Below are 14,992 nucleotides of genomic sequence, written 5' to 3'. Positions count from 1 at the left end.
ATGAGCAACGCCACAAAGAGCATTCTTTTTGCATCGATAACAATCCTTTTCTGGAGCACGGTTGCGACAGCTTTTAAAATAGCCCTTAAACATTGCTCAATTCCTCAAATCCTACTCTTAGCATCGCTCACCTCCTTTATAATTATGGGAGCAATGGTTCCTTTGGTTGGAATTCAAAAGATGTTTAGTCAAACTAAAGAAGACCTATTACGATCTGCTCTAATGGGGTTTTTTAATCCGTTCTTATACTACTTGATTCTATTTAAAGCATACACCTTACTTCCAGCACAGGTCGCACAACCCATAAATCAGATTTGGCCGCTAATTTTAGCCCTACTTGCAGTACCTTTACTTCACCAAAAGTTACCCAGGACAACGCTAACTAGCTTAATAATCTGCTTTGCGGGGGTTACTGTCATTTCATCTCAAGGACATCTAAATATCTTTGAAAATTCGAATCCCGTTGGAATTATACTCGCACTATCAAGTTCTATCATTTGGAGTTTATACTGGATCGTTAATGTAAAAGACACTAGAGACATTGTTATTAAGCTTTTTACTAACTTTGGATTTTCAGTCGCATACCTTCTTCTGATCTCTCTCTTCATCCCAAACTTTTACAGTTACTCAACAACAGCAATATTTAGCAGCATTTATATCGGCATTTTTGAAATGGGAATCAGCTTCTTATTCTGGTTAAAAGCGCTGAAATACGCTAAATCAGCAGCAAAAATAGGCCTCATGATATACCTCATTCCATTTATATCGTTAATTTTCATCCACTTTATAGCCGGAGAAGAAATAAAAACGACTACTATTTTAGGTTTACTTCTCATAGTAGCAGGCATTGGATACCAACAGAAGGATAACGTTTTCTCAAAAAATTAAAATCGTGGAAAAAATAATTTTAGGAATCGATCCTGGAACAAACTTAATGGGTTATGGCATAATTGCAGTTAACCAACAAAAAATAAAGTTGGTTTGCATGGGGGTTATCGATCTAAAAAAAATGGGAGATCACTACCTTAAGTTGGGAAAGATTTTTGAAAAAGTAACGTCCATTATCGACCAATATCATCCTGATGAGCTAGCCATCGAAGCCCCATTCTATGGCAAAAATGTGCAATCCATGCTAAAATTAGGACGAGCCCAAGGAGTAGCCATGGCTGCAGCACTTGCCCGTCAGATGCCAATATTTGAATATTCTCCTCGTAAAGTTAAGATGGCAATCACGGGTCAAGGAGCCTCTTCTAAAGAGCAAGTAGCCGCAATGCTTAAAAGTATTTTAAAAGAAAAAGAACTTCCTGAATCAACCTTTGATGCGACCGATGCATTGGGAATTGCTGTATGCCATCACTTTCAGTCATCCTCTCCAATCCCAGACAATAAGTACAATAGCTGGACTGAGTTTATTAGCAAAAACCCCAAACGTTTGAAATAAGCCTAATCCATTCCAATTACAACAAAAGTGAAATTTCAAATTTGCGTTTGTCTTAGAATAAGCTACTTTTGTTTACCAAACTATAATCCTTACTACTATGGAGTTTAGCGCACTATGCAATAAATTATTCGACCAGTGTGTTGAAAATTATCACATTGCAGACCATGTTGACAGCGAATTTGTAAATCCATACGAACAACAAACCATCGAATACGTCCTATACCTCAAAAACAGAATTGATGCTGTTCAGTGGCATTTGGAAGATATTATTCGCGACCCCAACATCGACCCGGTAGAGGCATTAGCACTTAAAAGAAGGATTGACAAATCCAATCAAGACCGCACCGATTTGGTAGAAATGATAGACAGCTACTTCTTCGAAAAATATGCCGCTATCAAGCCTCTAGATAACGCTGTCATTAACACAGAAAGTCCAGCATGGGCTATCGACAGGTTATCAATTCTTGCTCTTAAGATTTACCACATGCAGCAGGAAGTTAACCGAACCGATTCGGATAGCGCCCATATAGAACAATGCACTAAAAAGTTAAACATTCTACTTGAGCAGCGCGTTGATTTATCCAGCGCCATCGACCAGCTTATTGCCGATATCGAAGCAGGAAGACGATACATGAAGGTTTACAAGCAGATGAAGATGTACAACGATCCATCTTTAAATCCCGTTCTTTACGCAAAGAAATAGAATAAAGTGGTAGAGGTTTTCAAAAAAACCTCTACTAACTTACATGATTAGCTTTCTTTATCATGTAAATATTTAAAACTCATTCTATATTCCATCTCTTTTTTGTTTTCATCGACAATCGACTTTTTGTACATTTGCACCCTATTTACAAATCGACCTTTTTTGAATGAGTCAGCGACCAATTAAAATATTAGTTATCCGATTATCGGCACTGGGGGATGTCGCAATGACAGTACCTGTCATTATCTCTATTAAAAGCCAATATCCCAATGCCGAAATAACAGTTGTTTCAAAACCTTGGGTAAAACCGATTTTTGATAAAATTGGAGTAAATTTTGTTGGCCCAGAAATCAGAAAAGGGAGGAAAGGAATCGTTGATTTTCTTCGTTTTTTTAGGAAGTTGAACAACTTGGAAAAGTGGGATGTCGTTATCGACCTGCATAATGTTATCTTCTCGAAGCTACTTAAAATTCTTTTTAGACTAACAGGAACTCCTTTTGTTGTCATCGACAAAGGAAGACAAGAAAAAAAAGAGCTAACCGAATATCCTAAAAAAGAATTTAAACAGCTACCGAGCACTTTCGAACGGTACGCCAACACTTTTAAGCGAGCTGGATTTCCTATCAACATTGAGTTTGATACCATATTCCCAAGGGAAGAACAGTTAACCGAACAAATACTTACCATTACGGGATTAAAACAGGGTAAGTGGATTGGTATCGCCCCATTTGCTCAGCACAAAGGAAAGATTTACCCGCCCGAAAAAATGGAAGAGGTTGTTAAACACTTCAGCCTGCAAGCCAGCACAAAGATAATCCTCTTTGGAGGAGGTGCTTCCGAGCAGAAGTTGCTTTCTGAATGGGAAACAAAGTATCCCAACACCATTTCGATGGCTGGCAAAATCAAATTAGGACAAGAGCTCTTAGTAATGAATCTGCTCGACGTTATGGTTTCCATGGATTCAGCAAACATGCACCTAGCTTCGTTATGCGCAACACCCGTTGTCTCCGTATGGGGAGCAACACACCCTTACGCTGGATTTTACGGATGGAAGCAACCTCAAGAAAATATTGTACAGCTATCATTAGACTGCCGTCCCTGTTCCGTTTACGGGAATAAGGAGTGCATGTGGGGAGACTATAGATGCATGAACAACATCACTCCTTCTCAAATTATCGAAAAAATCGACAACATCATAAAATAAAAAAGAGGGCAAAGCCCTCTTTTTACTTTATATGCTCAGAAATCTGTTTTGCAATCTCCGTAAATTCCTCGTTCGTCAACTTTAATTTTTCCTTACGGAAGTCCAGATCTGACTCCTTATTAATGGGCACTAGGTGGATATGTGCATGGGGAACTTCCAACCCCAAAACAGCAACCCCTACCCGACTGCAAGGCATGGCCGCTTTAACCCCTTTTGCAACCTTTTGGGCAAACAAAGTCATACCAGCAAGGACTTCTGGGCTAAGATCGAACAAGTAATCTACCTCCATCTTAGGCACTACTAACGTATGCCCTTTTGCCATTGGGAAAATATCCAAAAAGGCGTAATAGTTCTCGTCCTCGGCTACCTTGTAGCTGGGTATTTCGCCACTAATAATTTTAGAAAAGATAGAAGCCATAGAATCTGCTTACCTAGAAATTTCAACAATTTCGAAGTTCACCAGCCCTGCAGGTATTTGCACTTCAACCACATCACCAACCTTCTTGCCCATTAGTGCTTTGGCAATAGGCGTTCCGATTGATATTTTACCCTCTTTCAGGTTTGCCTCATTTTCGGAGACAAGGGTATACTGCATTACAGTATTATTCTTAAGGTTCTTAATTTTAACCTTATTCAAAATCTGTACAGAGCTGATATCTATTTTAGACTCGTCAAGGATGCGAGCGTTGGCAAAGGTGTCCTCCAGTTTAGCAATACGCATTTCAAGTAGGCCTTGCGCCTCCTTTGCTGCATCGTATTCTGCATTCTCCGAAAGGTCGCCCTTATCGCGCGCCTCGGCTATCTGACGAGCTATGGCAGGTCGCTCTACACTCTTTAGGTGTTCAAGATCTTCGCGAAGTTTATTAAAACCTTCCTCCGTAAGATAGATGACTTTTGACATAGCTAAATAATTTGGGATTAAATAAAAACGAAAGAATTCCGACGCTGCCAGAACTCTTTCGCTTTACAAATATACACTTATTTTAATCTATCCGCCACTTTAACACCTCCAAATTCCCCAAAAAGCAACGATTTAGCTCAACATCATTCACAGATGTTAACACATCCAGCCCGCTATTCAGGCTAATTTCAGGGAGAGTAAATTTCCTTTAACACTCGCCCAGCACCATATCCTACTTATAATTGCTAATATTGCTTCAATTTTAAAAATATGAGAACAAAACTCCCTCGCCTAATTGCGGCTACGCTGCTGATGCTCAGCTGCGCCAAAGAAGAAAAAAATGTGCTCCCAAACGTCCCTGTCTACTTTACCATATTCCTCAACGACCCTGCATACATTAAGCTTCAAGCCACCGGAACATCACTAAAAGTACGCTCCTACAATGCGCTGCCAGTAGGATACAGAGGCAATGGCGTCATTGTAATAAATGGGGTAGATGGATTTCACGCCTACGATGCCACTTGTACCAACCCATCTTGCCTAACCTCCTCTATCCAAAGTATAGATATAGTTGACGAGCTGTTTGCGCTGTGCCCCGCTTGCAAAACCCGCTATAGCCTTCTAAGCGGATACGCCACCAACTACAAAGCGCGACATCTTAAGGAATACCAAACAATGCAGACTGGTTACCAGCTGAACGTTCATAACTAGCAGGCAAACGCCTCTCCTAACCGCGACGAAAATCTACTACAGGCATAACAATCAACGACAAAACAGCCATCTGCTTAAAATATAATACTTTTCACAACGCTCCCCCTACCATGTACCTCAATTTGTAGACAGAAGTTGAAGTTAGAACACAAAAAAGGAGACCCCAAAAAGAGTCTCCTTTTCGTATTTATTGTAGGAGTCCTAAACCCTTCCGTGCATCCAGTAAACCAGCTTTTTCCTAATCAGAATAACGGCCAATCCTAGCACTATAACAAATGCAGCAATACCAGCAAAGGTGGTACCATACCCCCAATCCTTTATGTAACCAGCAATAAATCCACCCATAAGGTGTGCAAGGAAAGTTGGCAAAAACCAAATCCCCATAAACATCGAAACCATCGAAGGTGGCGCCAACTTGGTAATCATAGACAAACCTATTGGAGAAAGCATCAACTCGCCTATGGTTTGAAGGAAATAGGCGCCGACTATCCATGACATGCAAGCCTGAAGGCCTGTAGCACCTGCATGTTGTACTGCACCCAGCATGACGATAAATCCTAATCCCAAGAAAATCATTCCCAACCCCATTTTTACAGGAGTTGATGGGTTCTTTCCGATTTTATGAAGACGAAGCCAAAGCGCAGTAATAGCAAATCCTAATGTCGATACTAGGAATGGATTAACGCTCTGAAACCATGATGTAGGAACAAGCCATCCCAAAAGATTTTTGTCTATCTTTTCTTCAGTAAACAACGTCATGGAACTACCGGCCTGCTCAAATCCAGTCCAAAAGAAAGTCACAAAAAATAGTAGGATAAAGATTACCCTAATTCTATCTTTTTCCTCCTTGGTAAGCGGCATCTTTTCTTGCTTTTCTACGGCCAAAATTTCCTTTTTCTTTTGCTTACCTACCCCTTTTAGTATGCTTGGGGCAAATATCCAGTAAGTAAGCATACTCACGAATACTGCCGCGGCAGCCACCGAGAATCCAGCTAAATAGCCGTACTGTATAGCCACATATCCACAGAGCAGAGGGGCAACCCAAGCTCCAATATTGAATAGCTGATAGTAAAGAGTAAAAGCATTATCCCTGCGAGGATCTCCCTGCTCATAGAGTTCTCCAATCATAGAAACAACCGTTGGCTTGAAAAAACCGTTACCAATAGCAATGAGCAGCAAACCGCCAACAAAAGGCCCCATCGTATTGTCGATAGACAGGGTGGCTAACCCAAGAATTATAAAAATTCCGCCAATTGTCACCGACTTTCTGCTTCCAATTATTTTGTCGGCCAAAATCCCCCCAAAGAAAGGGAGCCCGTAACAAAGTGCGTTAAAAATGCCGTATATATTACCGGCAGAATGCTGCGAAAAGTTCATCCCCGCAAGCTGGGCGCTGGCCCCGGCTACCATATAAAGCATAAGAAGGGCGCGCATGCCGTAGTACGCAAAACGCTCTCCAGCACCTGTTGCAGCAATAAGGTATAGTGCAACTGGCTGTTTCTGACTGGTTCTTTCCATTGTTAAGATTTGTTTAGGCTGCGAATATATCTATTTTATGCGCAAACCGCCGCAAACCATTGCAAAAAGATAGAAAGGCAGACACAGAACAAAGACAGCTAATCAGCCCAATCGCTCCTGTCTAAGCTTCGGTAGTTTATAGCCTCAGCAATATGACGAGTTTGAATTTCGCGCTCGCCCTCCAAATCAGCAATTGTTCGAGACACCTTCAGAATTCGATCGTATGCTCGAGCCGATAGCCCCAACTTTTCCATCGCATTTTTTAAGATAGCCGTCCCCGAATCGGAAATTTTACAGTACCTCCTAATCAGCCGCGAACCCATCATGGCATTGCAGTGAATGTCGCTTTCGTCGACAAAACGCTGATGCTGAAGTAACCGAGCTTTTACCACCCGCTCGCGTACCGTTTGGCTCGATTCAGCCAATCTATGGTCAGCTAACTTGTCAAAAGGTACTGGCACCACCTCTATTTGAATATCAATTCGATCAAGCAACGGACCTGATATTCTGCTAAGGTAACGCTGAACCATACCAGGAGGGCAAACACACTCCTTTTCGGGATGATTATGAAAGCCACAAGGGCAGGGATTCATTGAAGCAACGAGCATAAAGTTGGCAGGATACTCAATAGAGAACCGAGCCCGAGAAATGGTTATCTGTCGATCTTCCAATGGCTGCCTCATCACCTCCAGCACAGTCCTCTTAAACTCGGGAAGTTCATCTAAAAACAAAACTCCATTATGCGCTAAACTTATTTCTCCGGGCTGAGGATAGGTTCCTCCACCAACTAACGCCACATCTGACACCGTATGGTGGGGGGCCCTAAAAGGACGACGAGTTATTAAGCTGCTATTTTTTTCGACCTTCCCCGCCACAGAGTGAATTTTAGTAGTCTCCAACGCCTCTTCGAGCGTTAGCGGGGGAATAATTGTTGGCAACCGCTTTGCCAGCATCGTCTTCCCCGATCCTGGAGCACCAATCATTATGATGTTATGCCCGCCTGCGGCTGCAATTTCGAGCGCTCGCTTCACATTTTCCTGCCCTTTCACATCGGCAAAATCCACCGAATAGCTGTTAACGGTATCAGAGAATAGCTCATCAACATTGCAAGTTGCGGGTTCAATATGCTTCTTATCAGCAAGAAAGTCGACAACGTCCTTTAGGTTGGACATGCCGTACACCTCAAGTCCCTTTACAATAGCAGCCTCCTGCGCATTCTGAACGGGAAGAATCAACCCTTTAAATCCTTCGGCAGCAGCCTGCAGCGCAATAGGGAGCACTCCCTTCACAGGCTGTAAACCACCATCAAGAGAAAGCTCGCCCATTATCAAGTAATCTTCAAGATGATCCGAAACAATTTGCTGAGAACCAGCAAGTATCCCAATAGCAATTGGCAAATCGTAAGCAGAACCTTCCTTTCGAATATCAGCAGGAGCCATGTTAATGATGATTTTATGTCCAGGCATTTTATATCCATTGGTCATAAGAGCGGAGGTAATTCTTTGCTGACTTTCCTTTACGGCGCTATCGGGCAAACCAACCAGATAGAAGTTTACACCAGCAACAACGTTAACCTCGATGGTGATTGTTGTTGCCTTTATGCCATAAACTGCGCTTCCAAAAACTTTTACGAGCATATCTAAGTAGTAAAGTATTGCATCTAAATTTACTATTTTATATTCACTTCACTTAATTCGGACTAATTTTTATACAAATATCCCCCTATTTTCTTAATAATAGCTTTACAAAGACATTACACGAACATCACTAAGCGTTCTTTTCTATACTATTAGGCAATCCCAATTTTGACAATCGGAAAAGAATCGCTTTTTTTAGGTAGATTTGCATTAAACAATACAGAAATGGTATTTAGATTTTTCAAGCTTCCCAAACATAGAACTTTCAGCTATAAACCACGCTACTACGATCCCATCAAAGATGAGGTAGAGGAGCGTAAAAGGCTTATAGAGCAAGAGATGAAAGCGGAACAAGAAAGTTACGTTCCCGGCTCTAGCATTAGAGGCAATATGAGAAGGCAAATTCGAAGCGCCAGAACTGATGCAAAAAAGAATCGCATGCAAAGCTTATTCATTAGGCTACTTCTAATGGGACTAATATTTGCCATTCTTTACTTTGTACAAAGATATTTGTAGCATAAATCTGGATAGATGTCGGATATAATTCAGCTTTTACCCGATGCTGTTGCCAACCAAATAGCAGCTGGGGAGGTTATTCAACGTCCAGCCTCTGTAATAAAGGAGCTGGTTGAGAATGCTGTCGATGCAGGAAGCACAGCCATCACCGTCATCATTAAGGATGCGGGAAAAACTCTTATTCAAATTATAGATAACGGGTGCGGAATGAGCGAAACGGATGCTCGTCTCTCATTCGAACGCCATGCGACCTCTAAGATTCGCTCCGTTCACGATATTTTTAGCATCAGCACCTTCGGATTTAGGGGAGAGGCGCTTGCATCCATAGCCTCAATAGCTGAAGTTGAGCTAAAAACAAGGAAAGAAAACAGCGAGCTGGGCACCCACATCGTCATGTCAGGATCGGAAGTGCTAAGCCAAGAACCAATAAGCAGCCCTGTTGGCTCCATTTTTTCCATCAAAAACCTATTTTTCAACGTCCCTGCCCGACGCAAATTTCTCAAATCAAATAGCGTTGAAATTCGCCATATCATAAACGAGTTTCAGCGAGTTTGCCTGTGCCATCCCGAAATTGCTTTTACGCTGGTTAATAATGGGACGGAAGTTTACAACCTACCGTCGGCCAACCTCAAGCAACGCATCGTAGGCCTCATGGGGAAATCTATTGCCAACAACCTAATAGATATAAATACCGAAACATCAATTGTTAAGGTAACCGGGTTTATTGGAAAACCCGAAAACGCAAAAAAAACATCCGGCGAACAGTTCTTTTTTGTAAATGGACGCTTCTTTAAGAGCCCCTACCTACAAAAAGCGGTGGTTAGCGCCTACCACCAACTCATACAAAACGATCACTACCCTTCGTTCTTCATCTACCTAGACGTTGATCCTGCGGCCATCGATATTAATATCCACCCAACTAAAACAGAAATAAAATTCGAAGATGAAAGTGCGATATGGCAAATTATCAACGCCTCAACTCGCGAAGCCATCGGAAAATTTTCGGTAGCACCCTCTATCGATTTCAACACTTTTGGGGATATTGAAATTCCCGTATTCTCTAAAGACGCCCCGGTGAGCATGCCAGTTATCGATGTTAACCCCAACTTCAACCCTTTTGATGAAGCAACAAGCCAGAATTTTTCGAAATCGAGTTTTGGCAGCGGATTCAGAAAAGACCCTGTTCCAAGTGGATGGCAGAAACTATACCAAGGATTTCCATCTGTAGAGAATCATCCTTTTGAGGATGAAAGAGCAAATACGGCAACTTTTTTCGACGAGCAACCAGAAGAAGAGCCCCAGCAAACATTCGAGGTGAGGAGCCAATCGGAGCAGCTTTTCTTCCAGCTAAAAGCGAGGTATATCCTCACTCCTGTAAAATCAGGAGTAATGATTATCGATCAAACGAAAGCCCACCAGCGTATTCTATACGAATACTATCTAGCAATAATAGAGCATCATACGGGAATTGCACAACAGGAACTTTTCCCTCAAATCGTAGAGTTCAACCCTGCCGACTACGCCTTGCTTATAGGGATATCTGAAGATCTGCATTCGATAGGCTGGGATATCCGACCCTTTGGAGGAAATTCGGTAGCAATTTATGGTAGCCCAGCAAGCCTATCAAACCAAAATTTTAAGGAAGTGCTTGAAGGACTACTGCAGGATTTCAAAAATAACGAAAGCGACTTGCAGGATTCATCCAAGACTAAGATTGCAAGATCTATGTCCATTGCATCTGCCATAAAACCAGGCCAAACGCTTAGTCAAACAGAAATGCAAGATCTATTCGACAAACTATTTGCCTGCGAATCGCCCAACACAAGCCCAGGAGGCAAGCCCACGCTTTTTATCTTGGGATTAGACGAATTAGAAAAACGCTTTAAATAACGCACTATGTTTCAGTCGAACCGTTTCGGAAACACGCCTCCAATAGTATTAAACCTCATAATAATCAATGCTTTATTTCTATTGGTTACATGGGTTTTAGACAACCAAGGAGTAGACATTGTTTCAATATTTGGGTTGCACTCCTTCTACTCCAGCGAGTTCCGCATTTGGCAACCGCTAACCAACATCTTTTTACACGGTGATATTGGGCACCTGTTTTTTAACATGTTCTCATTGTGGATGTTTGGACGAATTTTAGAGCAAGTATGGGGCGACAAAAAGTTCCTCATTTTCTTCCTATTTACCGGAGTAGGAGCCTCTCTACTAAATTCGCTTGTAAACATTGCAGAAGTAGAGTATGCTCGATATGCATTTGACCAAGCAATAAATAACCTTTCTCCAGATACATTTTTCAGCATTCTTAAAAGCCATCATTTGTTAAATTCTGAAATAGAAGCATATTTTGGCAATTGGTACAAAAATCCCTCAAGCCCAGAATTCATAAATCAGGCTAAAGAATTTCTACTTGGATCAAAAGAAGTGTACGTCGAGGCTTTATCCAAAACCGTAACCATAGGTGCTTCTGGGGCTGTTTATGGCGTCTTGCTTGCCTTTGGCATGCTATTCCCCAACATGACATTAATGCTAATTATCCCACCAGTCCCCATAAAAGCAAAATACATGGTAATGATTTTTGCTGCATTTGAGTTATATTTCGGAATAAGTGGAAAGCAGCCAGGCATTGCGCACTTTGCCCACCTAGGAGGTATGCTTATTGCCTTTATTATATTAAGATACTGGAAGAAACACAACATGATGTACTAGCAACATGTCGAACTATAGGCTAAGATTATCTATAACAAAAGACGGTGCTCTTGCGGGGCTTATATATATCAACATTGCCATTTTTCTATTTGTTGGTATATACAATGCCATTTTTTACCTCGTAACCGACCATACCCCCTTGTTTTTTGATAGGGTACTAGCACTCTCTTCAGAACCAAATGTACTGGCAAAACATCCGTGGACATTCATAACCTACATGTTTTACCATTTAGACTTTTTGCATGCGCTATTTAATCTACTCGTGCTTTACTGGTTTGGAATCATATTTGTAGATTTTTTTGGAAATACAAAACTCACCTCTGTTTATCTTGCTGGAGGTATTTTTGGAGGCCTCTTTTATGTAATTGCCTACAATACGCTACCAGTTTTTTATACTGATGGTCCAGCAACTCTTCTTGGAGCATCTGCTGCGATCATGGCAATCGCCTTTGGAGCAACAGCCTTTTCTCCCAACTTTAAGATCTGGCTAATGTTTATAGGAGACGTAAAGCTTAAATATCTTGCTTTTGCCTACTTAACAATCGATTTGATTCAAATACCATTTGGCAATGCAGGCGGTCACATTGCTCATATTGGAGGTGCTTTTATTGGTGCGTTATGGGGATATACCTACAGAAAAAATGGGCTTAACATACTAGCATGGGTTGAACTCGCGCTTGAAAAAATTAAACATATTAGATTCAAGAGGGAGAGAATAAAGGTTGCCTATAAAAATCCAAATCCAACAGTACGAAAAGTTTCAACAGGAAGAGACTTGGATTTAATTTTAGACAAAATATCTCAAAAAGGATTTGACAGTCTAACAAACGAAGAAAAGGAGAAGTTATTCAAATACAAAAACGACCTAGATAGTTGAGAAGAGTTATATCAGTCATCGCACTATTTTTCAATGTACTTGCAGCATTGGCTTTGCTTATGGCCAGCATTGCTGGCTACATTAGCCCTACAATTTATTGGATTTTCGCTTTTTTAGGACTATCCCTTCCATTACTATTCGTAATCAACATCCTTTTTATAATTTTCTGGTCTATTTTCTGGAAAAAAGAAGTCGCTGTATCAATAATTGCCTTGCTGTTCAGCTTATGGCATATTCCAAAATTTCTATCATTCAACTCCAAAAAAGTTAAACCCAACAATGTAACGGCAATACGGGTTATGAATTACAACGTAAATCTCTTTAACCAGTATAACGAAGAATCGACATCTGCACCTGAGATGCTTAGCTATATTGCCAATAAGAATGCCGACATCATTTGTTTGCAGGATTTCTTTACGATAAAAGGGAAGTTAAGCGAGAAATATGTTCGCAATAAATTTAAGAAATACCCCCACGCCTACATAAACTATAGCGTAAACGAAAGAAAAAGAGAAGTTAGCTATGGAGTTGCCATCTTTAGCAAATATCCCATACTAAAAAAACATAATATTTCTTTTGGTGAAAACACCTACAACTCATCGATATACGCAGATGTCCTTGTAAATACAGATACCCTCAGAGTATTCTGTTGCCACCTCGAATCAACAAAACTAAAGGAAGCAGATAAGCCATATAAACTTCGAAAAAGGATCATCGAAAACGATATTGACTTTAAAGAAATCAAGAGTATTGTCAGAAATTTACGAAAAGCGTATCTAAAGCGCGCAAAACAGGTAGATTCGATTAGCAACGTTGCAAGTAAAACTCGCTTCCCCATTATTTTTTGTGGCGATTTCAACGATATTCCTGCCTCATATACTTACAGTAAACTAAGAGGATCGTTATACGATTCGTATGTAGAAGCCGGAAATGGATTAAAGCCTACCTATAGAGGTCTATTGCCAACAATGAGAATAGATTACATATTCTCTGACAAGCAAATAATCCCCTACAAGTATAGTAGTCCACGAATTAAATATTCCGACCACTACCCTATAATTGTAGACTTTTACATCAAGCATAGACAAAGCTAACAAACATCAAACGGCACATTTGCTAGCCAGAATAATCTATATTTAGCAAATTACGCATGAAATGAGAGCATAAAAAATAATAACTACGAATCAATGACTTTTGAAGAACTACAACAGCTAGTTGAAAGCGCTTGGGACAACAGGGAGTTGCTGCGCGAAGAAGAAACTAAGAGCGCAATTTTTGACGTTGTGAACCTTCTAGATAAAGGAGAACTCAGAGTTGCGCAACCTCAAGGAGAAGAGTGGATTGTAAATCAATGGATAAAGAAGGCTGTACTGATGTACTTCCCTATTACTCAAATGAAAACCATTGAGGTTGGGCCTTTCGAATTTTATGACAAAATCCCACTAAAAAAGAATTTTGAACAGCTGGGTGTTCGTGTCGTCCCTCAAGGCATAGCAAGACATGGCTCTTACCTTGCCAAAGGTGTAATCATGATGCCTTCCTATGTCAATATAGGCGCCTACGTTGATGAAGGAACGATGGTAGATACATGGGCAACTGTCGGTTCATGTGCACAAGTAGGAAAACATGTACACTTAAGCGGAGGTGTTGGGCTTGGAGGTGTTTTAGAACCAGTACAAGCAGCACCCGTTATTGTAGAAGATGGCTGCTTTATTGGCTCTCGCTGCATTGTTGTAGAAGGCGCCCATATTGGCAAAGAAGCCGTGCTTGGAGCCAATGTTGTCATAACCGGATCTACAAAGATAATTGATGTTTCAGGAGAAACGCCTATTGAATATAAGGGATATGTCCCCCCCCGTTCTGTTGTTATTCCAGGAAGTTATCCCAAAGCATTTCCAGCAGGTGAATATCACGTACCTTGTGCCTTAATCATTGGAAAAAGGAAAGCATCCACGGACTTAAAAACGTCTTTAAACGATGCTTTACGCGACTTTAACATTGCGGTATAAACAACGAAAAAGGGAGGTTCTACCTCCTTTTTTATTTTAGCGAAAGCGCCTTACCTACAAATAATGTTTACAACAACCAATCTAACAACTAAATTTTAAGTTCTCCACAATTCGCCCAATTCAAACATAGCACTTTAAGTTGATTTTATCTATATTTGATCCTTATTACAAAAACGTACCCGAATTATATTAAAATTCGTCAATGATGATTGATATACTTTTAGTTATCGAAAAATTAAAAAGCGGAAATATTGTTGCCGTGATGACAGATATTGGTATTGAGCTTATTTGTGACGCAACAAACGACAAAACAATTGAGCTGCTACAAAAAAACTTTCCCTCAAAAGAACCTATCCATTCGATTTTTGTTCTAAACATTAATCACCTTACGAAATATGTCTTTGAAATTCCAGAATTAGCGGAGCAACTATTTGAACTTAGTACCAAACCCATCAGCCTAAGGCTACCTAACGTTCAAAACATAGCAAATGCAGCCATTTCTGAAACAAAAAGAGCACCATTTCGCATTACAAGCGTTCATTCAATTAATGGCATCCTACGTAAATACAGAAACCCTCTATTTGCAATACCTTTAATTTATAAAGATAAAAAGGTTGCAACCCAAAAAGATCTATTTGCGTCTATCTCTGAAAAAATCAATTTTACGGATTGGGTAGAGAATGACATTAAACCAACTGGTGTACTACCATCTTTAATGGATCTTGATGTAAACGGCGAGATTTTAATAATTAGAGAATAG

The 14,992-nt window shown here is 40.6% G+C and carries 16 protein-coding genes; 12 read left to right on the top strand and 4 right to left on the bottom strand.

Features of this window, described 5'->3' with window-relative positions; all coding sequences use genetic code 11:
- The 4 genes from L990_RS11385 to L990_RS11370 all read left to right on the top strand — a co-directional run bounded on the left by L990_RS11385 (position 1) and on the right by L990_RS11370 (position 3,348).
- Positions 1-888: a DMT family transporter gene (locus L990_RS11385; protein WP_047449173.1), complete on the top strand. Its 888-nt coding sequence runs from the start codon at positions 1-3 to the stop codon at positions 886-888.
- Positions 884-1,441, top strand: coding sequence for a crossover junction endodeoxyribonuclease RuvC (ruvC, locus tag L990_RS11380; protein ID WP_410488767.1), 558 nt, complete (start codon positions 884-886; stop codon positions 1,439-1,441). The genes L990_RS11385 and ruvC overlap by 5 nt, the downstream gene beginning before the upstream one ends.
- A gap of 97 nt (positions 1,442-1,538) precedes the next feature.
- Positions 1,539-2,144: a DUF4254 domain-containing protein gene (locus tag L990_RS11375; protein WP_047449170.1), complete on the top strand. Its 606-nt coding sequence runs from the start codon at positions 1,539-1,541 to the stop codon at positions 2,142-2,144.
- 166 nt (positions 2,145-2,310) lie between these two features.
- Positions 2,311-3,348 (top strand): glycosyltransferase family 9 protein, encoded by a 1,038-nt coding sequence (locus tag L990_RS11370; protein WP_047449167.1) that lies wholly within the window; start codon positions 2,311-2,313, stop codon positions 3,346-3,348.
- 22 nt (positions 3,349-3,370) lie between these two features.
- Here the strand turns inward: L990_RS11370 and L990_RS11365 are convergent, their stop codons facing one another.
- Positions 3,371-3,766 (bottom strand): HIT family protein, encoded by a 396-nt coding sequence (locus L990_RS11365; protein ID WP_047449163.1) that lies wholly within the window; start codon positions 3,764-3,766, stop codon positions 3,371-3,373.
- 9 nt (positions 3,767-3,775) lie between these two features.
- Positions 3,776-4,249, bottom strand: coding sequence for a transcription elongation factor GreA (gene greA, locus L990_RS11360; RefSeq protein WP_047449160.1), 474 nt, complete (start codon positions 4,247-4,249; stop codon positions 3,776-3,778).
- Between the two features lie 270 nt (positions 4,250-4,519).
- On the opposite strand from greA, the gene L990_RS11355 reads away from it, so the two are divergent.
- Positions 4,520-4,960 carry a hypothetical protein gene (locus tag L990_RS11355; RefSeq protein WP_047449157.1) on the top strand — a complete coding sequence of 147 codons (441 nt, stop codon included), beginning with the start codon at positions 4,520-4,522 and terminating at the stop codon, positions 4,958-4,960.
- 201 nt (positions 4,961-5,161) lie between these two features.
- Here L990_RS11355 and L990_RS11350 read toward each other — a convergent pair whose 3' ends face one another.
- Both L990_RS11350 and L990_RS11345 read right to left on the bottom strand, forming a co-directional pair.
- Complete coding sequence (locus tag L990_RS11350) at positions 5,162-6,478, bottom strand: peptide MFS transporter (RefSeq protein ID WP_047449154.1); 1,317 nt, start codon at positions 6,476-6,478, stop codon at positions 5,162-5,164.
- 98 nt (positions 6,479-6,576) lie between these two features.
- Positions 6,577-8,115: a YifB family Mg chelatase-like AAA ATPase gene (locus L990_RS11345; RefSeq protein ID WP_047449151.1), complete on the bottom strand. Its 1,539-nt coding sequence runs from the start codon at positions 8,113-8,115 to the stop codon at positions 6,577-6,579.
- 225 nt (positions 8,116-8,340) lie between these two features.
- On the opposite strand from L990_RS11345, the gene L990_RS11340 reads away from it, so the two are divergent.
- From L990_RS11340 to L990_RS11310, 7 genes are all read left to right on the top strand, one after another.
- A complete protein-coding gene (locus L990_RS11340; protein WP_047449230.1) occupies positions 8,341-8,631 on the top strand; it encodes a hypothetical protein in 291 nt (96 codons plus the stop codon).
- Between the two features lie 15 nt (positions 8,632-8,646).
- The gene (gene mutL, locus L990_RS11335; RefSeq protein ID WP_047449148.1) at positions 8,647-10,521 is read left to right on the top strand and encodes a DNA mismatch repair endonuclease MutL; all 1,875 of its coding nucleotides are present in this window, start codon (positions 8,647-8,649) and stop codon (positions 10,519-10,521) included.
- Between the two features lie 6 nt (positions 10,522-10,527).
- The gene (locus tag L990_RS11330; RefSeq protein ID WP_047449145.1) at positions 10,528-11,346 is read left to right on the top strand and encodes a rhomboid family intramembrane serine protease; all 819 of its coding nucleotides are present in this window, start codon (positions 10,528-10,530) and stop codon (positions 11,344-11,346) included.
- A gap of 4 nt (positions 11,347-11,350) precedes the next feature.
- Positions 11,351-12,223 (top strand): rhomboid family protein, encoded by an 873-nt coding sequence (locus L990_RS11325; RefSeq protein ID WP_047449143.1) that lies wholly within the window; start codon positions 11,351-11,353, stop codon positions 12,221-12,223.
- Complete coding sequence (locus L990_RS11320) at positions 12,220-13,317, top strand: endonuclease/exonuclease/phosphatase family protein (RefSeq protein ID WP_156121516.1); 1,098 nt, start codon at positions 12,220-12,222, stop codon at positions 13,315-13,317. The genes L990_RS11325 and L990_RS11320 overlap by 4 nt, the downstream gene beginning before the upstream one ends.
- A gap of 93 nt (positions 13,318-13,410) precedes the next feature.
- Positions 13,411-14,232, top strand: coding sequence for a 2,3,4,5-tetrahydropyridine-2,6-dicarboxylate N-succinyltransferase (locus L990_RS11315; protein WP_047449137.1), 822 nt, complete (start codon positions 13,411-13,413; stop codon positions 14,230-14,232).
- Between the two features lie 202 nt (positions 14,233-14,434).
- On the top strand, positions 14,435-14,992 hold the full coding sequence (locus L990_RS11310; protein ID WP_047449133.1) for a Sua5/YciO/YrdC/YwlC family protein: 558 nt from the start codon (positions 14,435-14,437) through the stop codon (positions 14,990-14,992).

It is taken from the genome of Alistipes sp. ZOR0009 (assembly GCF_000798815.1).
Classification (GTDB): domain Bacteria; phylum Bacteroidota; class Bacteroidia; order Bacteroidales; family ZOR0009; genus Acetobacteroides.
Note: the sequence above shows the minus strand (reverse complement) of the source record. Positions and strands in the feature narration are given on the sequence as shown.

Bases quoted from the DNA above. Each gene is read 5' to 3' on its own strand.
- L990_RS11345 (WP_047449151.1), bottom strand. From the start codon at position 8,115: ATGCTCGTAAAAGTTTTTGGAAGCGCAGTTTATGGCATAAAGGCAACA.
- L990_RS11325 (WP_047449143.1), top strand. From the start codon at position 11,351: ATGTCGAACTATAGGCTAAGATTATCTATAACAAAAGACGGTGCTCTT.
- L990_RS11365 (WP_047449163.1), bottom strand. From the start codon at position 3,766: ATGGCTTCTATCTTTTCTAAAATTATTAGTGGCGAAATACCCAGCTAC.
- L990_RS11310 (WP_047449133.1), top strand. From the start codon at position 14,435: ATGATGATTGATATACTTTTAGTTATCGAAAAATTAAAAAGCGGAAAT.
- L990_RS11350 (WP_047449154.1), bottom strand. From the start codon at position 6,478: ATGGAAAGAACCAGTCAGAAACAGCCAGTTGCACTATACCTTATTGCT.
- L990_RS11385 (WP_047449173.1), top strand. From the start codon at position 1: ATGAGCAACGCCACAAAGAGCATTCTTTTTGCATCGATAACAATCCTT.
- L990_RS11330 (WP_047449145.1), top strand. From the start codon at position 10,528: ATGTTTCAGTCGAACCGTTTCGGAAACACGCCTCCAATAGTATTAAAC.
- greA (WP_047449160.1), bottom strand. From the start codon at position 4,249: ATGTCAAAAGTCATCTATCTTACGGAGGAAGGTTTTAATAAACTTCGC.
- L990_RS11340 (WP_047449230.1), top strand. From the start codon at position 8,341: ATGGTATTTAGATTTTTCAAGCTTCCCAAACATAGAACTTTCAGCTAT.
- L990_RS11355 (WP_047449157.1), top strand. From the start codon at position 4,520: ATGAGAACAAAACTCCCTCGCCTAATTGCGGCTACGCTGCTGATGCTC.
- L990_RS11370 (WP_047449167.1), top strand. From the start codon at position 2,311: ATGAGTCAGCGACCAATTAAAATATTAGTTATCCGATTATCGGCACTG.
- mutL (WP_047449148.1), top strand. From the start codon at position 8,647: ATGTCGGATATAATTCAGCTTTTACCCGATGCTGTTGCCAACCAAATA.
- L990_RS11315 (WP_047449137.1), top strand. From the start codon at position 13,411: ATGACTTTTGAAGAACTACAACAGCTAGTTGAAAGCGCTTGGGACAAC.
- L990_RS11375 (WP_047449170.1), top strand. From the start codon at position 1,539: ATGGAGTTTAGCGCACTATGCAATAAATTATTCGACCAGTGTGTTGAA.